Source organism: Nocardia sp. PE-7, assembly GCF_030486425.1.
Classification (GTDB): Bacteria; Actinomycetota; Actinomycetes; order Mycobacteriales; family Mycobacteriaceae; genus Nocardia; species Nocardia salmonicida_A.
This window is the reverse complement of record NZ_CP129614.1, coordinates 5,169,979-5,188,083: the sequence shown is the minus strand read 5'-3', so window position 1 is coordinate 5,188,083 and position 18,105 is coordinate 5,169,979. Positions and strand designations below refer to the sequence as shown.

The window sequence follows — 18,105 nt, the reverse complement described above, 5'->3', positions numbered from 1 at the left end:
GCTACCGGTACCAGCAATGTGGACAACACCGCGCCGGAAGGAGTGCGCCAGAAATGCCGAAGGACTACCACGGAGGAACCAGTTATCACCCCCGCCGGCCTTTCTTCACCACCCCCGGGAACCCAGCGCGAGCTGCCCCCGCCGAACGCCACCGTCATCTAGAAGCGCTGCGGCTGTTCGCGTCCGGGATGACCTGGCAGGCGATCGCCGACGAACTCGGATACGCGCACCGAGCCAGCGCCTACAACGCCGTATGGACGCTCATGTCACGCAATCCGCCGCGACGGGTGTCCGAGCAGCGCCAGCGGCAGAACGATGCGCTATGGCTACGGGAGGACGGATGGACGTGGCAGGCCATCGCCGATGAACTCGGTTACGCCACGCGGTCAGGTGCATTTCGGGCCGCCGAGTTCGCGCGGCAACGGCAGTTTCGAGCCGACAAAGATCGCACCATTGTGGCCCAGGTACGTGGATGAACGGTCGCCAGCGCCGTGTGCTTCCTGGGGTCTGGAGCCCACTTCATCAGTCGACAACGACGAAGGACGACTGATCAATTTGAGCAAACACGTGGGGACTGCCGACGATCGGTATCAGATGTCGTCCGCCGGGGCTAGGGTTCGGACGCATGTCACCGAATCCGGAACTCACACGTACACAGTGGATTCAGAAGCTGAACGGCGCGCGCTTCATCATCCAGGCAATGCATCACCAGACCAGCTTGGCGGTGAAACCGAATACGTTCACCGCCGGTACCCAGAAGGCTATGTGGCAGACGCCCATTGGGGAGTTGGTCCAGGAGTTCGACCGGAGGCCAGCACTACCAGGAACCGCTGCCGAGGAACCGATTGCGACTGCCGTCGAGCTGATCCGGACACTACTTACTCGGCCCCAGCCCCTTACAACGACGCAGGTTGTCGTAGACAGTGCATCCATACGGGACGCCCTCGACTCGGCAATCGTTGCTGCCGAGAGCATCGCTGACGGGCGGGAGACGCTGACGGCGGTCGTCGATGAGCTGGAACGCGACTTTCTTCTGTCGTTGACAGTCACTCTCACTGGGCAGAACACGGTGGTCACCAAGCTGGCTGAATGGTCCCGTGGTGGAGGTGACTATCTCGATGTACAGACCCTCAAGCTTGTGCCGACGGGCGGCCCAGGCCGTGTGCACATGCGTCACGTTCACGATGCGACCGATGCCGGCATAACGACCATTCTGGCCGGGCCCGGAGGTGGATTCCGGAACCTAGATCGGTATCCGAGCCTGCAATTCATGCTCTACAGTCAGTGGTTCGTATACATCTTCGCTCTGTGGGACGAGCAGTACCGTGACCGATTGGCTGCCGCACACGGGCCCGCTGACGACGGAGAACCCTGGACGCGCTTCGATGTCCGAGTTCCTCTATTCGGCGACATTCGAGCGATCCGTAACGACTTCGTGCACAAGCGTGGCATCGCAAACGAAAGCAGTGGCAACACCGTCCTGCCGTGGTGCACCGATCTCCAGCGCATCGAGATCACCACCGAGCAGATGCTGACCCTGGTGAACTTGTTCCCCCGAGAGGAACTGTTGAAAACCCCGACAAGGGCTACGCCAGGTAAGCCCACAATGGTCCCGTGGCCAGCCTCTCCCGAACTCGTGCACCAGGTGAAGCAGCGAGCGATCGATCTGGGCATCCCGAGGAAGCAGCGAAGTGAGATCTCCAACCAGGCGCTGCAGTTCTGGTTGGATGTCTACCTGCCTCCTGCCAAGTAGCCAGTGGCGTCCCGGCATGCGACCGGGACGCCAACCCGCCGGAATCTAGCCGAGATCTCTGAGCTGCCCGATTCAGAAGTCTCCTGTAACGCCTTAGCGGTCAGTCGACTTTCCAGGCGCGAGTGAGCTCGTCGACTCGCTTCGCCAACACGTTTCGCTGCGCGCGGCGATCGATTTTCTTGGGTTCTGTGCCAGGCAGGGCACCCTCCAGAACCGTAATCGAGGCATTGTCCGGGTAGTCGTGCTCGAACTGTTTGCGGTCCTCCCCGCTGAGGTACGGACGCAGCCTTTCGTACCACCTGCTGGAGCGGACGCCCGCCATCTCGCCTCGCGAATCGCCTGTTTCTGCTAGTCCGGCTCGCCACTCATCTACCAGGTCTCGGCGCCGTTGCGACCGGGCTGCTCGGTCCAGTACTACCGCCTGCATGATGTTCTGCACGATCGGCGCGAGCAAGGAAGCGATGATGCCGACGAGAATCGGGACGACGTACTGCATCCCAAGATAGAACCACGCCGCAGTAGGTCGTCAGCCGCGTTCCGGTTCTTCGCCCCGGGTTAAGAAAACCCGTAGGTCTCAGCCCGATGAATCGTGGACCATGGCCCGATGACGTCAAACCAGTACGGTGACCCCCTTGTCCTCGTCGAACGGCTCGGCAGAATCACACAACGTGCTGCCCGCGCCACAGATCTCCTTCGGTGGGGGCTGAATCCCCAGAACGCGGACGCCGGTAGCTGCATGGCAACCGATGACGAGGGCCTGATGAGTGACTTCGGCGACCGCCGGTTCGAATCGGCGGCGCTTTGGCCGCTGATGAGTGCCACCGATAGCGTCAGCACGGCCGCCGGCATCTTCATGCAGGGGACAAAGACACGTCAGCTCCACGCCCCTGCAATGGCGGCGCTTTGCCGAAGCGCCGTCGAATCGTCTGGTCGGGTTATCTGGATGCTTTCGCCAGAGGACCGTCAGGTCCGTCGAGACCGATGCACCGCGATCGCGCTGGCCGAGATGAAGGAACAGACCAACCACAACTCGAACGAGGTCGCCGCGTTGCGTCTCGGAACCATCTCGGCGCCGCCGGAACACAAGAATGAGTTCATCAAGGGCAGCAAGGACCTGCTCGACCGCTACACCCAGCTTGAACAGCAGTACACCCAGAATCCTGACCGTGAGAAGGTCCGTCCATTCGGGAAGACTGCTGAGCTCGCAGCGGAATGGGTCCAGGATCATGTCCCTGCCCATGACACTGGCGAGATCGCTAACAACGGAATGGCGTTGGGCACCAAGCGGATCTATGGACTGACTTCCGCCGTGATGCATGGCTATAAGTGGGTCAACGACTACCTTTACAACGGCGATCTTTTCGCACTGCTTGCCGATAGCTTCGCCACTGCGGTGAACCTGACCGAGTGCGGGATCGCGCTGTACGAAGCACAGGCACAGAATCACGCGGACGAGACGACACGGAGCATGCACTACCCGGCACGGTTGCAGCCCACGGTGACCGAGTGGTCGAAGTTGTACCCGCCGACCTCATAGCGACGGGGGTCCGGCCGCACGACAGTAGGAGCACGACAGATCGCTACGGTGTTCGTCGTCGGCGACCACTTTGCCTGTCCGTCTCGGACTCCACCCGCCGCCGGATCGCGTCGACCGTGCGGTCGGGCGGTATCCGTTCCGGCCACAACACCACGCCGACCAGGACGGCCAGTGGCAGGCCGATCGCGATGACGAACCCGAGCGTGATCACCCGTCCGCCCTCACGCCGGTCTTGCTCACGGTCGGCGGACAACCATCGCGCTGTTCGGCGGCGGTCAGCCACGCGGCCACGTTGTTCAGTGACCCATGGCAGACGACCCGAAACGGGCTGTACAACTCCCAGCCATAGGGCGGTTCGGGTGCGCGGCGGATCGCCATCGACCGCAGCGCGGCCCGTTCGGTCAGCTCATCGAGGCGGGGCTGTACCGGCCCGCTCAAGGTGTACGCCGCTTCGGTTCCCACCGATCGAGCGCGGCGAGTAGCCGCCGGATCACTTCAGGTGGCGCGACTTCTACCGGGTGCGGTCGTTTCGTGTGCGGCGTGCGCTGGGGCAGTGTCACGGGTCCCCCTGTGGGTCATCAGTGAATGCGCCCACCGCCGCAGAGCTTTCGCCATCGTCTGCGCAGCTCACTGCGCCCGATGTGCCGAGCAGCGTTGCCGGGCATACCCCGGCGGTGGGGCTGTGTGAACTGTGGCATCGCTGGTCGTTCTCGCTGTCCCACAGCGGGACAAGGCACGTAGCATGTGTGTTTTCGGGGTGTCATCGACGGGAGCGGACATGGACGCCGACCGGTACATAGGGCAACAGGTGCGCGTCATCCGAGCGCGGCGCGGCATCTCGCAACAGGTGCTCGCCGACCGCACGGGGCTGAGCCGTGGCGCGATTGCGAAGTATGAGAACGGCGAACGGCCGATCGACTCACGCCGGACGCTACTCGCCTTGGCATCGGCCCTCGGGGTCACGATCGGTGATCTGACCGGCCACGACCAAGACAAGTTGGACCCGTCCACCGCCGGATTCCATGCCGCTGTTCCTGAGCTGGAGACGGTTCTCTGGTCACGCGGGAACATCACCGACACCACCGCGCCGCGCTCTCTGGACGAACTGGCCGCGCTCACCCGCACCGCTACCAAGCTGCGCCACGATTGCGACTACGCGACGCTGGGGCCGATGCTCGCCCCGATGCTGACCGATGCCTACCGCCACGTTCACGACGCCGGTAGCTCTGAGCGGGCATGGGACGTTCTGGGAACGGTGGCCTACGGCGTCGCGTCGGCGCTGCGCGCCCGGGGGTACTACGCCCTTGCCTGGAACGCTGCGCAGGAATCCGAGCGCGCCGCCGCCCACGTGGACGCGGCCGCGCCGATCGCCGCCGCCGCATTCGCTCAGGGTCAGATTCTGCTGTCTCGCCCCGGTGCGCTGCCCGCTGCTCTGGCGACGACCACCGAGACCGCCGCGCGGGTCGCTGCCGACGCGCGCACCGTGGGCGACATGGAAACGCTGGGGATGCTCCACCTACAGAGCTCGATCGTCACGGCCACGATGGGCGGCGACCCTGAGCCCTACCTAGTTGAAGCGGCCGACCAGGCGACGCGCCTAGCCGATGCGCGGCCGAATACCTCCGTTGCCCGCAATGAGTCGTTCGGCCCGGCGAACGTGGCCCTATGGCGGATGTCGGCGGCGATGGAACGGCGTGAGCCCGGTCAGGTGCTCGCACTCGCGCCGACACTCTCGCCGGTCGACCTGCCCAACGATGGCCGCCGCGCTCAGTACTTCGTGGAGACGGGCCGCGCGTACGCCATGCAGAAGAACTACCGCGATTCGCTGTACGCGCTGCTGCGCGCCGAGCACGCCGCCCCGCAGCACGTGCGAAGCATGTCGCCGGTGCGGGAGTTGGTCGGCCACATGATGCGCACCGCCCGGCGGGACATGACGACGGGTGATCTCGGAAAGCTGGCGCAACGGGTCGGCGTGGTCCCGGCCTAATCTGCGCGGCTTACAACCTTGCTAGATCCAGCCGCCGTGTTTCGAGTGGGTACCGGTACCGGGGTCCGGCCGATCGATGGTGAAGCCGAGCTGGCTGCTGCGAGTTTTCAGTGCCCGGCGAATCTCCCGCTTTGTTACGCCGTGCAGACGCCACTTCTGGCCGAGTTCGATGGTGTCGGTGAGCACTCGGTTCAGCAGCGGTATCCCCGAGATGAGGTCGACTCCCGCTGCTTCGACTTCGGCGGGAAGGTTCACCGAGCCGCCTTCGCCCATGTACTGGGTCACACCGCCCCCAGCCATGAAGCCCATCTCCATCGTTCGTACAAGGACCTCTGAAGCCGAATCTCTGGGAGTTGGCCGAACCATCGAGAGCTTGAGTAGGTCCATCCAGATCTTCTCGACCTCGGTCTCTGCGGCATCCTTGTCAGTCTCCGCCAACTCACCCGCATCCAGCACGCGGCGGAGAACAGCGCTGAGTTCGTTGACCCAGAAGTCCAGTTCATTCGCGTTGCTGTCATTACGGGTCTTCCTGAGAGCCAACCATGCGCCGAGCCACACGGTGCCAAAGGTAACCAGTCCGCCGCCGAGGACCTGACCAAGAGTTATCCACAGCCTGAACCATTGATCGGGCTCCATGGGTCGGCAGACTACCGGTGGATCGGGGGCGCTACCTTAAAACTCCGCACGAAGTAGCGGCCCGCATTGGAGCTGTGCCGAGCGGGGCCGTGCTGCGCAGTTCAGGGCCATGTTCTGAGATTCGGCCAACTTGCCGACGGCTTGCCAAGACAGGCACGCACAGCCTGGATAGGGCGGTACACCCTGGACGCTGTACTGCCCCTGACCTGGACAGGTTGGACGGGAGCCCACCCGCTGGAAAGTCCTTGCGACACTGGCAGTGTGGGGGTCAGGGGTTCGAGTCCCCTTAGCTCCACTTTTCTCCAGGTCAGGCCGGGTTTCGAAATATTTCGAAACCCGGCCTGACCTGTCTTATTCGAATAATCGATAGCCGATGTAGAACCCTGGGAAATAGTCGGATGTCGATGGAGCCGCTTCAATCATGAGTAGTGATGTGAACGGATACGGTCCGTTCCCTGTCAAAGATGACCTCCAGCGGCCGGTCGCCATGGTCTGGCGGCCCGTCTTTCACTCGATTGTTCGAGCGCTGGCACACAACGATTACCAACTCATCGGCGAGATCGACTCCGTCGAGCCGATCTCGGTTGACCTGGCGGCCCATATTCGAGGCAACATCGAATCCTATGGGGCAACTCTTATCGAGCTTCCCGATCAAACATGGGAAAGTTCGTGCGTCATGTGGAAGGGCGGGGAGAGCTGGGAGGTCCTTGTCGATCTATGGACCGTCGAGGACGGTCGTAGCGACCTGTGCCTTGAAGTCGACGTGCACGAGACAGACTCCGGATTCAGATTCGAGATACACATGGTCTACACGCCGTAGAGGAACGTACGAACGCCGAAGGCGGGTCCATCTCATAGCGGTGCGCCAAGATGAGGACCGATCAAAGATAGTCCCCGAGTTCGTGTTCGAGGACGGGACGACCGCCCGGCATCGAGCGAGAGCCCTCCGCCGTCATGATCAGCTTGGCTAGATCGCCCTACATCGCCCTACATCGCCCATGAATCCGAGCATGAAGTCTTGGCGGTCCCAGGTGCGCCCGCGCTCGGCAAGGTTCAGCACGTCGTAAACATCATGAACCGAGATCGCCTGCGCCCGAAGTCGTTGTAGATCCATTCTGCCTGCCTACCGGCAGTGACCACCCGGTGATTGGTCAAGGCCATCGGTGATGGTTCGGTAGTCGTCGATCCGATGGCAGGTCCGCCAAGGACGCGCCGCCCCCGAGACCAACCAGCGCCGCGACAACGACGGATGCTTTAGCACAAATTCGTTCGCTGGATCGCCTTGCCGTCGCGACGGAGCAGACATGCGGTTGCCTCTCGTCCTCCCGATGGTCGCGAACTCATGCGATGGTCCGCGACCACCCTGAGCCGGATCTGTCCACTGCGGAAATATGCAGCTGGAACCAGTCTTCGGTCGGTTCTTTCGGAACTTCTGGCAAATGCGTCACGTTCTGGCCGCAAACCACTACTCTCCGTGTTTGAGACGAGGACGTCTCAAACTTGATCGGTCGGGTTGCGCGAGGTCCGGCCTGAAGACGGGAGCTCGGCCGTGACGGCTGGATGGCGACGGGCATTCGCTTCGATCATCGTGGCTGTCGCCGCGATCGCGGGTCACTCGTCGATCGTTGGACCTGCTGGAGCACAGAGCGATTCGGGCGTCACCGCGCAGCGTGTCTTCGGCACCGCGGGACAACGTCAGGTCGCCACTTCCACGGTGACCGATCCATGTCAGGAATCGGTAGTGGGGATGATCGCGCATATCACCGCGCATCTCTTCGGCAACCGTGACGACCTCGAGTGCACGCAGGCGTTTCCGTATGGACTGCAGTCGCCGGTCGGCGTGAACACCTATTTTCCGGCCGATATCGGTGACTTGGACAGTGCGCCGCTGATCCTGTTCGAGGGCGGCAACTTCGCGTGGGTGCGCTGGTGGGAGTACGACCTCATGTTCAACGCGCCTGCCTGGATCGCGAATGCCCTTGGGGTGGGCCATTTCTCGCCGGTGGATGGGACCGATGCCTATCTGTCCTCGGGTACTGCGGTCGCCTGGCTGAAGTACCTCGCATTCGAGGACGACACTGCTGAGTAGTTCTTCGTCGGCCCGCAGTGGGGACTGAAGGACGATCCCACGTATTTCAGCGTCGAACGCAACGCCCTTGCCAGCGGTCTCCGCTGACCCACAGATGTTCACAAGGAGCTTCACAATGACGAGTCGTCGAGCCGTCGTGTCCACGGGTTTGGCCGCCGCGATGATTGCCGCACTCGCGGTATTCGGTGCGCCTGTGGCGGCAGCCTCGGAGAACGTGGCATGCGCGGAACCCCTTCCGGCGCAGACACCTTCACGGGCGGATGCCGAAGCCGTCGGCATGAATCGAGCGGCAGTCGATGCCGCCCTGGACTTCGGCACACAGGCTGGTGGCGTGGCGGTGCAGATCTACCGGCACGGCTGCCTCGTCGGTGACCGCACGCCGACCGGGAATTTGCCGTTGCCGCTGGCCAGCGCCACCAAAGGCATCACCGCCACGGTGATCGGGCGCGCGGTGACGCTGGGCTACTTCGGCGTGGACGATCGGCTCGGGAAATTCTTCCCCCGCGCCGATCCCGCGCACGCGGACCTCACTGTGCGTCAGGTGTTGACTCAGACCACCGGCCTGCATTTCAGCTGGCCCGCCGACATCGCCGGTCTGCAGACCGATGCGGTCCTGCAAACTCTGGCCACACCGGCGGAGTACGAGCCCGGCAGCATCTTCCAGTACGCGCAGAACGTGATCACGCTGCTGCCGAAAATCGTCGAGCTCACGACCGGCGTCGGCTTCCAGGACTTCGCCCAGCGAGAAGTGTTCGACCCACTCGGCATCGCCAGGGAGAACTGGGTGTGGCTCAGCGACCGCAGTGGCAACACCGCCGTCAACGGCGGCCTGGCCATGCGCCCCGACGATCTAGGCCGCGTCGGGCGACTCATGCTCCAGAACGGTGTGTGGGGCGAGCGGCAGCTGATCAGCCCCGACTACATCCGGCAGGCGACCACCGGTACCGACGCCAACCCCGGCTACGGATTTCTGACCTGGCTCAACTCCGGTGACACGTACAGGGGCACGGAAGTCCCCGCCGCGGTCAGCCACGACCGCCCACAGTTTCCCGGCTCGCCGCGCGATCTGTTCTCGTTCGAGGGCGCGCTCGGCCAGTTCGTCACCATCGTTCCCAGCCGCGACATGGTCATCATCCGAATGGGTGTCCCGATGCGCATCGACCTCGCCAATCCGGTCGCGATGCTCACCGGCAGTGGCAACCCCGACAACAAGGAGCTGTACCAGCGCATCAGCGCGGCGGTGACCGACATTCCCGCCGAGCCGTATGTGAACCCGTACGCCACCGAAAGCGCGCGCTTGCCCATCCGCAGCCTCGACGATCTGATCGAGGTGATCGACCCGGTCACTGCCGCGAGCATCCTTCTCGGTGTCGGTCCGTACGCCTCCAGTGCCTGCAATATTCTGTGGTGCAACGGAAAACCCGTCCCGGTCGACGTGTTCCGGCTTCTGCTCGACGTCAGCGGTCAGCTGGCCGCCGCGGTCACCGCTGCCGGCAACGCGCCGAGGTGACCGCGGCGGCCGGGTCCCGCGATCGCACGCCGACGGCTGCCGATATCGCGCCGACCAGGTTCGGATGTCATCGATCTGCAACCCGTTCACCCACCCGTGGCCTGCATGCGCCATGCTTGTCCCGTGGTTATCGCGTCTGATGTCGTCCCCGTGCGTGGCAGTGAGTACTCGGTCCTGTTGCGTCGCATCCGGGAGGCGGACCTGCTCGACCGGCAAGTGGGGTATTACGGGTGGAAGAGCGCGCTGACCGCGACGGCCTTCGTTGCTGGTTGGGCGGCATTTTTCGCCATCGGTGACTCGTGGTGGACGCTGGCGGTCGCGGTGTTCCTGGCCGCGGTGTTCTCGCAGATCGCGTTCCTCGGCCATGATGCGGGGCACAAGCAGATCTTCGCCGGGCGGCGGGCCAACTACCTGTACGGGCTCATCGCGGGCAATCTCGCCATCGGGCTGAGCATCGGGTGGTGGACCAGCAACCACAACCGCCATCACGCCCACCCCAATACCGAGGGCATGGACCCGGACGCGATGGGCGTGCTCGCGTTCTCCGGTGACCGTGCGCGGGCCGGAAAGGGTTGGCGCCGATTCATTTTCCGCTACCAGGCGTGGCTGTTCTTCCCGTTGCTGCTACTCGAAGGCGGCAGCCTGCACTGGAAGAGCATCGTCGCGGTGTTCCGCTGGCCGATTCCGAACCGCATCTGGGAGGGCGCGCTGCTCGCCACCCACTTCATCGGCGTGCTCTCGGCGGCGTTCCTGGTGCTGTCGCCGGGTAAAGCGTTGGTGTTCATCGCGGTTCAGCAGGGCCTGTTCGGTCTGTACATGGGCTCCACCTTCGCCCCGAACCACAAGGGCATGGAAGTTCTGCCCGAAGGCGACAACACCGACTTCCTGCGCAGGCAGGTGCTCACCTCACGCAATGTGCGCGGCAGCTTCCTCGTCGACACCGCGATGGGCGGCCTGAACTACCAGATCGAGCACCACCTGTTCCCGTCGATGCCCCGGGCCAACCTGCGCCTCGCTCAGCCGATGGTCGCCCAGTTCTGCGCCGAGATCGACGTTCCCTACTGCGAGACCGGCCTGTTCGAGTCCTACCGGCAGGCGATGGCCCACCTGAACGAGGTCGGCCGCCAGACAGTGCGGTAGCGCCTACTGGCCGACCGCCTCGTTGTAGGCGGCGGTGAGTTCGGCGAGCACCCCATCATCGGGAATCGGCGCGCCACGCAGATGGGTGGCGCGCAGCTCATCCATGAATCGGTCCCACATCGGGGCCCCGCCCGCGGCGAGTAACTCCGCACGAACTGTCAGCTCCGGGGTCGTGTGCAACCACCGCGAACCCCACGCACCCAGGGCGGCCAGCACCGGAACGAGCTGAATCGCGGCCTCGGTGAGGTGATACTCGACCTTCTGCCGATGGCTCGGGTCGTCGTCGCGAGTGAGCAAGCCCGCGGCGACGAGTTTGGTCAGGCGCGCGGCCAAGATGTTCGAGGCAATGCCCTCGACGGACCCGGTGAGCAATTCCCGGAAGTGCGTCTGTCCACCGAACATGATGTCGCGCAGGATGATCAGGCTCCAGCGGTCGCCGAGTAACTCGACCGTCAGATTGATCGGGCAGCCCGACTTGCCCGGCGGTACTGGCAACTTTTCCTGGGCAACTGGTTGCGGCATAGGATCAGTCTAGGATACGTTCGTCGCTGCTTGCACAGTGCAATCAGAAAGGGCACCTCGATGGCTCAGATGGTTCGCGTTCAGAACTTCAGTATTTCCAGCGACGGGTACGGCGCGGGGGAGGGGCAGAGTCTCGACCGTCCCTTCGGGCACGCCGACCCCGCTGACTTCATGTCCTGGGCGGGCGCCACCGCGCACTGGCCCAACCGCACCGATCCCGGCGGCAGCTACGGCCTCGACGACTACATCACTCGCGACTTCGCCTTCAATATCGGCGCGGAAATCATGGGCCGCAACAAGTTCGGGCCGTTCCGTGGCCCGTGGGAGAACTACGACTGGCAGGGCTGGTGGGGCGACAACCCGCCGTTCCACACCCCGGTCTTCGTCCTCACCCACCACGAGCGTCCGTCATTCACTTTGGCCGACACCACTTTCCACTTCATCGACGCCACCCCGAAGGACGCACTGGCCCAGGCTCTCGACGCCGCCGACGGCAAGGACGTTCGCATCGGCGGCGGCGTGGCCACGGTCCGCGAGTTCCTCGCCGCCGATCTCATCGACGCGATGCACATCGCTGTCGCACCGGTGGAAATCGGTGCGGGCGAACGACTGTGGGAAAGCTCGAACGAATACGACGACCGTTTCCACCACGAGCAGATCCCCAGCCCCAGCGGAGTGGTTCACCACTTCTTCTGGCGCCGATAATTACCGTGTGACCTGCGCGGCAGCGATAATGATGTGGTGCCAACAGATGCCGTGCTGCTCGACAATTCGACGCTGGAACAGTCCTCGGTAGTCGCGAACAACGCGATGAATCGCGGCCGAGGACTGTCCGGCGTGAACAGCTACACCCGAGAACTCGGTTTCGACCCCTACGAGGTACTCGCCGAACGCCTGCGCGCCGACCCCACGGCTCGGGTCACCTGGGTCGACGTCTGCTGCGGTTCGGGCCGCGCGCTGCTCGAGGCGGAGCAACGCTTCGACCGAGAATTCCCGACCGCCGACGTGACGATCATCGGCCTCGACCTCGTCGACTTCTTCCGGGGCGAACCCCGCAGCCCCCGCCTACACCTGCTCACCACCTCGGCGACAACCTGGACCCCGCCCCACAAGGCCGACCTCGTGACCTGCGTACACGGCCTGCACTACATCGGCGACAAACTGGCACTCATCGAGGCGATGACGAACTGGCTCGCCCCCACCGGCCTCTTCGCCGCCGACTTCGACCCGGCCGAAATCCGCCGCCCCACCGGCTCACCGGCCGCCGAGGCCGTCATCGAAACCCTGCGAGCGGCAGGCCTGACCTACAACCCCCACCGGATCCACGGCCACGGCCGCCCTGAGTTCACCGCGACCTACCTCGGCGCCGACCCGACGGCAGGCCCCGGCTACACCGGCCAACCCTCGGTGGTCTCGTACTACGACTGGTGATTCCCCGTCGAAGAATCTGTCAATGCTCGCAGAGGGAGAATTCTCGTTCGTACAGTTCGTCGTTGTGTTCGTCGATGAAGAACTTGCGCTCTCGCATCAGTTCTTCGCGGAAGTCCGCGGCTTGGGCTGCCGTCATCGTCGAAGTGGGGGACCACGGTTGTTGTGGCGGGATGTCGGAGGTCGAGACGATGGTGATCGACGGGTCCACCAGGAAGAAGGCCAGGATCTTGCGGTGGCCGTTGCGGGTGGGGTCCTGGAGGCGGAACGGGGCGACGCGATGTTGGAGGATGTTCGGGAAGGCCACGCAGCGACCTGCGGTGGCCTGGACCGATCCCAGGTCCTGATTGAGGATGTCCTCGTCGGCGAGACCGAAGACCTCGCGCATCCCGGTCTCGTCGTTCTGCTGGTATTCCGGGTCGTCGACGGCGGCGCGGAAACCGAGCACGCTATCGGTGATGTTCTCGTTGTCCCAGTAGTAGATTCCGGTGGCGACGATGCGCTCGTTGAGCATTGCTTCGACGTGCCACGAACCGCCCGGATACTCCGGCTTGTCGGGTGTGAGGTGGATGTTGGCGAGTTTGACGATGACCTGCAACCGGCGGCCGTTGAGATCGACTCGGACGGTGTCGTCGGCGCGCGTCGGCGGCTCGAAGACGGGGGCGTCGGGGATGGCCGGTCGGCGGTTGTCCCACCAGTGGTTCCAGGCCTCTTCGTAGGCTTGCTCGGCTTCGTCGCTCTCCTCGACCGGCTGGGTGGGTTCGCTGTCGTCGTACCAGGTGAACGGGTTGACGTCGATGCGCACAGGTCGTGGTTGCCGAAGGTCGGTGAGTACGTTCGCCAGCAGCGGGAGCATGCAGGCGAAGAGGTCCGGCAGTTCGGATTCGAGTGCGTGATGGCGAGCCGGGTCGACATTGTTGACGTAGGAGCGGAAGGCAACGTCGCCACCGTCGGTGACGTCGACGTCGGTGGGCAGCCACTGGAACTTCTGCGAGTACGCGTACTTGGCCTCGTTGGTCGCCGGGCGGACCCATGGTGCGTCGGCGGGAAGGCTGACGCCGCGGACCAGGCAATACAACGACGGGTGGACGAGATTGCGTACCTGGCCGTTCGAACCGGGGTGCCAATCGTGTTCGGCCGCGGGGACATCCTCCAATACCCGCGCCGCCTCGCCCAGTCGAGCACGCAACGCCTCGTCGATCAGCGTGTCCGACTGCCACACCCCGTCGACAGCGGACACCTCGATCCCGGTCTTCTCGTCGCGCAGCCCGGCGTAGTACACGATTTCATCGAGCACATAGCGGATCTGGGCCTCCGTCAGCCCCAGTTCGGCGGCTTCCCGAGTCCACCGGGCGACGATGTCGGCGTCGTCGATCTTCTGATGCCACCGCGGTTTCGCCCGGATCGCGGCGCTCAATCGCATCATCTCCAGCTCGCGCACCGTCCGGACCGGCGCGGCGGCCATCAGATCTGCGATACGAAAGGGCAAGGGAAACGGGGCGAGCTGGGTCAATTCTCTATTCTCTCAACAATTCTGGCGAGCAGGACGAGGCCGGAAACGACACTAGTCGACGCGGAGGTCCTCACAGGCGTGGGTCCGTCGGCACGGATTCCATGGCGAGGATCGCGAAAACCAACTCGTGGACTCGCCACAGCGGCTCGCCGGTGGCGACAGCATCCAGGGCAGCCAGGCCGAGGGTGTGTTCGCGGAGGGCGAGGGTGCGCTTGCGGCTCAGGGTGCGGTCGCGTAGCCGGGCGAGGTGATCGGGGGTGGTGTAGTCGGGACCGTAGATGATGCGCAGGTATTCGCGGCCTCGGCATTTGATACCCGGTTGGGCGAGTTTGCCTTTGGCACGGTGAGCGAGGCCGGCGAAGGGCTTGATGACCATTCCTTCGCCGCCCGCCGCGGTCAGCTCGAGCCACCAGGCGGTGGCTTCGGCTTCGGCGGCGGGGTCGGACAGATCGACGATTCGGCGGCCGGTGGGACGGAAGGTCACGGGGTCGGCCGCTACCAGTCGGTCACTGATGTCGAGGTGCCAGCCGTGGTCGCGGTCGGCGTAGGTGGCGCCTTCGGAGGCGAGGAGGGCGAACGGGGCGATCTGCACACCGTCGAGTCCGGTTGTCGGCCAACAGTATTGACGGTAGGCGGTAGTGAACTTGTCCGCGTTCTCAGCGCGGGCGGCGGTGCGCTCACGCAGTGCGCCGAGGTCGAGCCCACGGGACAGCCCGGCGTCGAGGGCCGCGACGGCCGACGGAAGCGCGGACCGCGCTGCGGCACCGGCCGCCGCGTACTGGGTGCGGATCAGTCCGGCGGCCTTGGCCGACCACGGCAGCAGTTCGCAGTCCAGGAGCAGCCAATCCGAATCGAGCTCGTCGAAAAGTGGTGCGGCTGCGACTCGTACGCGTTCGAGGAGCGTGTCGGTCAGGACAGGATCGTTGAAGAACGACCGGCCGGTGCGGGTGTAGATCGCACCGGAGCACTCGACCCCGAACCGAGCCGCCGCCCCGTCCCGGCACACGAGCACCACTGCCCGCGACCCCATGTGCTTCTCCTCGCACACCACCGTGTCCACGCCCGCCGCGCGATAGTCGGCGAACGCCTCCGTCGGGTATTCGAGATAGCCCTCGACCGTCGAGGTCGACGGTGGGGACATGGTCGGCGGCAACCACAGCAACAGTCGCGGATCGATCGCGAAGCGGCTCATCACCTCGAGCGCGGCCGCCGAGTTCTCGGCATCGACGATCACGGTGCCGTGATCGGTGCGGATGTGCCTGCGCCCGGTGACATCGGCGAGGTCGAGAGTCTCGTCGTCGCGCGCGGATTCCGCATCGGCGAGCGGCCGGATCGGCTCGTAGTACATCCGCTCGGCCTGCACCGCGACGAATGTCTTCTCGGGGTAGCGCATCGCCGTCAGTTCGCCGCCGAATACCGCGCCGGTGTCGAGGCAGACGGTGTTGTTGATCCACTCCACCTTCGGCGTCGGCACGTGCCCGTAGACGACCGTCGCCGCACCGCGATAGTCCCGCGCCCACGGATAGCGCACGGGCAAGCCGTATTCGTCTGTCTCCCCAGTGGATTCGCCGTACAGGCAGAAGTCGCGAACCCGCCCCGACGCGCGACCGTGGTACGCCTCTTTGAGTCCGGCATGTGCGACGACGAGCCGCCCACCGTCCAGTCGAAGGTGGCTGACGAGGTCGTGGATCCATTGCGCCGCGGCATCGATAAATTCCGGTGTCTCGCCTTCCAATTGCTCGAGCGTCTCCGCGAGGCCGTGCGACACCGTGACGTTCTTGCCGCGCAACTTCTTCAGCAGCTTCTGCTCGTGATTGCCCGGCACGCACAACGCGTTGCCGCTCGCGGTCATCCCCATCACCAATCGCAGCACGCCCGGCGAATCGGGACCACGGTCCACGAGGTCACCGACGAACACCGCCTGACGCCCCTGCGGGTGCGTCGCGTCGACCGGACGGCCCGCCTCGTCGCGTACCAGCGTCCACCCGAGTTCGCCGAGCAGCGTTTCCAATTCGGCCCGGCAACCGTGCACATCGCCGATGATGTCGAACGGTCCGGTGAGTTCGCGCCGGTCGTTCCACGCCTTCTCGTAGGTGATCGTCACCTCGGACGGATCACTGACGACGTGCACCTTGCGAAAACCCTCGCGGCCGAGCTCGCGCAGCGAGCGCCGCAGGTCCTGACTCTGCCGCTTCAGCACATTGCGTCCGAAGTCGCGATCGGTGCGGCCCTGAGTGCGTTCCCACGCGACAGCTTCGGGCGTATCGATGACAATCGCGACCGGCAGCACGTCGAAAGACCTTGCCAAAGAGACCAATTCGGCCCGCGCGTGCTTCTGCACATTGGTCGCGTCGATAACGACCCGCCGACCGGCGCGCAGCCGGATTCCGGCGATGTGACCGAGCGCGTCGAAGGCGTCCTTCGTCGCGGACTGGTCGTTCTCGTCGTCGGCGACCAGACCGCGGAAGAAGTCCGACGACAGCACCTCGGTGGGCTTGAAGTGCTCACGGGCGAAAGTGGACTTGCCGGAACCGGAGATGCCGACGAGGGCGATGAGCGACAGCTCGGGGAGGTCGATGTTCATTTACGCGGCCTTCCGGAAAAGCGCGAGCTGGGTGGGGGAGCCGGTCCGCGGGTCGAGATCGCCGACCGGGCGGATGTCGACGGTGTAGCCGAACGTCTCGGCGACGCGGGCGCTCCATGCGGCGAATTCCGCACGGGTCCACTCGAATCGGTGATCGTCGTGGCGGTGGCCGTCGAGGGTTTCGTAGTGCACGTTGTATTCCACGTTCGGCGTCGTCACGATCACCGCGCCGGGTGCGGCGTGTCCGAAGACGGCGCGTTCGAGTGCGGGCAACCGGGACTCGTCGACGTGTTCGATCACCTCCATGAGCACCGCCGCGTCGAAACCTCGCAGCCGGTTGTCGTGATAGGTCAGCGCCGACTGGATCAGGGTGATCCTGGCCCGCTGCCGATCCGACATCTGATCGAACTTCAAGCGCCGCTCCGCCATCGACAGTGCCGCGCTGGAGACATCGGCGCCCACGATTTCGGTGAACCGGGCCTCGGCTTGCAACGCGAGCAGCAGCGCGCCCGGGCCACAACCGAGATCGAGGACCCGCGAGGCGCCGGTCTCGGCCAGTGCGGCGAGTACTGCTTCCTTGCGAAGCTTCACCAGTGGCGTGCGGCGTTCGGTGGCTTCGACCGCGTCCTCGGGGATTTCGGCCTCGTCGAGCACCTCGTCCACCGAGCGCAGACGTTCCAACGCCGACAGCGTCAGAGTCCGTCGCCCGGCCAGATAGCGTCGCGCGATCAATTCGCGGTCGGGGTGGCCCCCGAGCCAGCCCTCGCCCGCGCGCAACAGCTTGTCGACCTCGTCCGCGTCCACCCAGTAGTGCTTGGCGTCGTCGAGCACCGGCAACAGCACATAGAGGTGGTTCAGTGCCTCGGCCAGCCGCAGCGTCCCGGTCAAGCGGAGGTGGGTGTAAGGCGAAGGGCCCCATTCCGGGAACTCCGGATCGAGCGGCACCGACGTGGTCGACACCGTCCAGCCCAGTGGCGCGAACAGCCTCTCGACGATCTCGGTCCCGCCCCGGCACGGTACGGCAGGCACCTCGATCTCCAACGGAATCGCCTGCTCCGCCAGCTCTTGACGGTCCCGGCTCGTGCCGTTCAGCGCCGACCGGAACACCTTGCCCAACGCCACCGACAGCAGGCTCGACGCCACATACGGCCGATCGTTCACATAGCGCCCGAGGGCGGACCCGTTGTGCCCCTTGGCCGGACGCGCGAGCTCCACCGGGTCGACCTCCAGCAGCAACGCCACGGTGCAGCGATCCACATCGGCCTGTGGATAGAACACGTGTGCCGTGCCGCCGGTGGTCGTGAACGACTGCACGCGGTCGGGATGTTTGACCACGAGGTATCCGAGGTCGGTCGCCGGCGTGTGAGTCGTGGAGATCGTCAAGAGCACTTGATGATCCTGTCACG

The 18,105-nt window shown here is 64.7% G+C and carries 18 protein-coding genes; 10 read left to right on the top strand and 8 right to left on the bottom strand.

Features of this window, described 5'->3' with window-relative positions; translation table 11 throughout:
* Positions 1-53: 53 nt before the first annotated feature.
* Together QX204_RS24385 and QX204_RS24380 are read left to right on the top strand one after the other, a co-directional pair.
* Positions 54-476 (top strand): hypothetical protein, encoded by a 423-nt coding sequence (locus QX204_RS24385; protein ID WP_301902590.1) that lies wholly within the window; start codon positions 54-56, stop codon positions 474-476.
* A gap of 149 nt (positions 477-625) precedes the next feature.
* The gene (locus QX204_RS24380; protein ID WP_301902589.1) at positions 626-1,753 is read left to right on the top strand and encodes a hypothetical protein; all 1,128 of its coding nucleotides are present in this window, start codon (positions 626-628) and stop codon (positions 1,751-1,753) included.
* 100 nt (positions 1,754-1,853) lie between these two features.
* Here QX204_RS24380 and QX204_RS24375 read toward each other — a convergent pair whose 3' ends face one another.
* Complete coding sequence (locus QX204_RS24375; protein WP_301902588.1) at positions 1,854-2,249, bottom strand: hypothetical protein; 396 nt, start codon at positions 2,247-2,249, stop codon at positions 1,854-1,856.
* Positions 2,250-2,489: 240 nt separating this feature from the next.
* On the opposite strand from QX204_RS24375, the gene QX204_RS24370 reads away from it, so the two are divergent.
* A complete protein-coding gene (locus QX204_RS24370) occupies positions 2,490-3,290 on the top strand; it encodes a hypothetical protein (protein ID WP_301902586.1) in 801 nt (266 codons plus the stop codon).
* A gap of 43 nt (positions 3,291-3,333) precedes the next feature.
* On the opposite strand, the gene QX204_RS24365 is transcribed toward QX204_RS24370, so the two are convergent.
* Both QX204_RS24365 and QX204_RS24360 read right to left on the bottom strand, forming a co-directional pair.
* Positions 3,334-3,501, bottom strand: a complete 168-nt coding sequence (locus tag QX204_RS24365; RefSeq protein WP_301902585.1) for a hypothetical protein — start codon at positions 3,499-3,501, stop codon at positions 3,334-3,336.
* Entirely contained in the window at positions 3,498-3,752 is a 255-nt protein-coding gene (locus tag QX204_RS24360; protein ID WP_301902584.1) for a hypothetical protein, read from the bottom strand. The genes QX204_RS24365 and QX204_RS24360 overlap by 4 nt, the downstream gene beginning before the upstream one ends.
* A gap of 316 nt (positions 3,753-4,068) precedes the next feature.
* On the opposite strand from QX204_RS24360, the gene QX204_RS24355 reads away from it, so the two are divergent.
* Positions 4,069-5,277 (top strand): helix-turn-helix domain-containing protein, encoded by a 1,209-nt coding sequence (locus QX204_RS24355; protein WP_301902583.1) that lies wholly within the window; start codon positions 4,069-4,071, stop codon positions 5,275-5,277.
* 21 nt (positions 5,278-5,298) lie between these two features.
* Here QX204_RS24355 and QX204_RS24350 read toward each other — a convergent pair whose 3' ends face one another.
* Entirely contained in the window at positions 5,299-5,913 is a 615-nt protein-coding gene (locus QX204_RS24350; protein WP_301902581.1) for a hypothetical protein, read from the bottom strand.
* 421 nt (positions 5,914-6,334) lie between these two features.
* Between QX204_RS24350 and QX204_RS24345 the strand changes: the two genes are divergently transcribed.
* The 4 genes from QX204_RS24345 (at position 6,335) to QX204_RS24330 (ending at position 10,652) form a co-directional block, all read left to right on the top strand.
* Positions 6,335-6,733: a DUF7668 domain-containing protein gene (locus QX204_RS24345; RefSeq protein ID WP_301902580.1), complete on the top strand. Its 399-nt coding sequence runs from the start codon at positions 6,335-6,337 to the stop codon at positions 6,731-6,733.
* A 768-nt stretch (positions 6,734-7,501) separates the two neighbouring features.
* Positions 7,502-8,002, top strand: a complete 501-nt coding sequence (locus tag QX204_RS24340) for a hypothetical protein (RefSeq protein WP_301902578.1) — start codon at positions 7,502-7,504, stop codon at positions 8,000-8,002.
* Positions 8,003-8,117: 115 nt separating this feature from the next.
* Positions 8,118-9,512, top strand: coding sequence for a serine hydrolase domain-containing protein (locus QX204_RS24335; RefSeq protein ID WP_301902577.1), 1,395 nt, complete (start codon positions 8,118-8,120; stop codon positions 9,510-9,512).
* 123 nt (positions 9,513-9,635) lie between these two features.
* A complete protein-coding gene (locus tag QX204_RS24330) occupies positions 9,636-10,652 on the top strand; it encodes a fatty acid desaturase family protein (RefSeq protein ID WP_367620144.1) in 1,017 nt (338 codons plus the stop codon).
* A 3-nt stretch (positions 10,653-10,655) separates the two neighbouring features.
* Here the strand turns inward: QX204_RS24330 and QX204_RS24325 are convergent, their stop codons facing one another.
* Complete coding sequence (locus QX204_RS24325) at positions 10,656-11,174, bottom strand: winged helix-turn-helix transcriptional regulator (protein ID WP_301902575.1); 519 nt, start codon at positions 11,172-11,174, stop codon at positions 10,656-10,658.
* A 60-nt stretch (positions 11,175-11,234) separates the two neighbouring features.
* Here QX204_RS24325 and QX204_RS24320 point away from each other — a divergent pair, with 60 nt between their 5' ends.
* Positions 11,235-11,879 carry a dihydrofolate reductase family protein gene (locus QX204_RS24320; RefSeq protein ID WP_301902573.1) on the top strand — a complete coding sequence of 215 codons (645 nt, stop codon included), beginning with the start codon at positions 11,235-11,237 and terminating at the stop codon, positions 11,877-11,879.
* A gap of 36 nt (positions 11,880-11,915) precedes the next feature.
* A complete protein-coding gene (locus QX204_RS24315; RefSeq protein WP_301902571.1) occupies positions 11,916-12,605 on the top strand; it encodes a class I SAM-dependent methyltransferase in 690 nt (229 codons plus the stop codon).
* Between the two features lie 19 nt (positions 12,606-12,624).
* Here the strand turns inward: QX204_RS24315 and QX204_RS24310 are convergent, their stop codons facing one another.
* The 3 genes from QX204_RS24310 to QX204_RS24300 form a co-directional block, all read right to left on the bottom strand.
* Positions 12,625-14,115 (bottom strand): DUF4246 domain-containing protein, encoded by a 1,491-nt coding sequence (locus QX204_RS24310; RefSeq protein ID WP_301902569.1) that lies wholly within the window; start codon positions 14,113-14,115, stop codon positions 12,625-12,627.
* A 70-nt stretch (positions 14,116-14,185) separates the two neighbouring features.
* The gene (locus QX204_RS24305) at positions 14,186-16,699 is read right to left on the bottom strand and encodes a polynucleotide kinase-phosphatase (protein ID WP_301902567.1); all 2,514 of its coding nucleotides are present in this window, start codon (positions 16,697-16,699) and stop codon (positions 14,186-14,188) included.
* The gene (locus QX204_RS24300) at positions 16,700-18,088 is read right to left on the bottom strand and encodes a 3' terminal RNA ribose 2'-O-methyltransferase Hen1 (protein ID WP_301902566.1); all 1,389 of its coding nucleotides are present in this window, start codon (positions 18,086-18,088) and stop codon (positions 16,700-16,702) included.
* Between the last annotated feature and the right edge of the window lie 17 nt (positions 18,089-18,105).

Excerpts from the sequence above, each read along its gene's own strand:
- QX204_RS24380 (WP_301902589.1), top strand. The coding sequence starts at position 626 with ATGTCACCGAATCCGGAACTCACACGTACACAGTGGATTCAGAAGCTG.
- QX204_RS24385 (WP_301902590.1), top strand. The coding sequence starts at position 54 with ATGCCGAAGGACTACCACGGAGGAACCAGTTATCACCCCCGCCGGCCT.
- QX204_RS24320 (WP_301902573.1), top strand. The coding sequence starts at position 11,235 with ATGGCTCAGATGGTTCGCGTTCAGAACTTCAGTATTTCCAGCGACGGG.
- QX204_RS24335 (WP_301902577.1), top strand. The coding sequence starts at position 8,118 with ATGACGAGTCGTCGAGCCGTCGTGTCCACGGGTTTGGCCGCCGCGATG.
- QX204_RS24345 (WP_301902580.1), top strand. The coding sequence starts at position 6,335 with ATGAGTAGTGATGTGAACGGATACGGTCCGTTCCCTGTCAAAGATGAC.
- QX204_RS24355 (WP_301902583.1), top strand. The coding sequence starts at position 4,069 with ATGGACGCCGACCGGTACATAGGGCAACAGGTGCGCGTCATCCGAGCG.
- QX204_RS24350 (WP_301902581.1), bottom strand. The coding sequence starts at position 5,913 with ATGGAGCCCGATCAATGGTTCAGGCTGTGGATAACTCTTGGTCAGGTC.
- QX204_RS24370 (WP_301902586.1), top strand. The coding sequence starts at position 2,490 with ATGGCAACCGATGACGAGGGCCTGATGAGTGACTTCGGCGACCGCCGG.
- QX204_RS24305 (WP_301902567.1), bottom strand. The coding sequence starts at position 16,699 with ATGAACATCGACCTCCCCGAGCTGTCGCTCATCGCCCTCGTCGGCATC.
- QX204_RS24375 (WP_301902588.1), bottom strand. The coding sequence starts at position 2,249 with ATGCAGTACGTCGTCCCGATTCTCGTCGGCATCATCGCTTCCTTGCTC.
- QX204_RS24325 (WP_301902575.1), bottom strand. The coding sequence starts at position 11,174 with ATGCCGCAACCAGTTGCCCAGGAAAAGTTGCCAGTACCGCCGGGCAAG.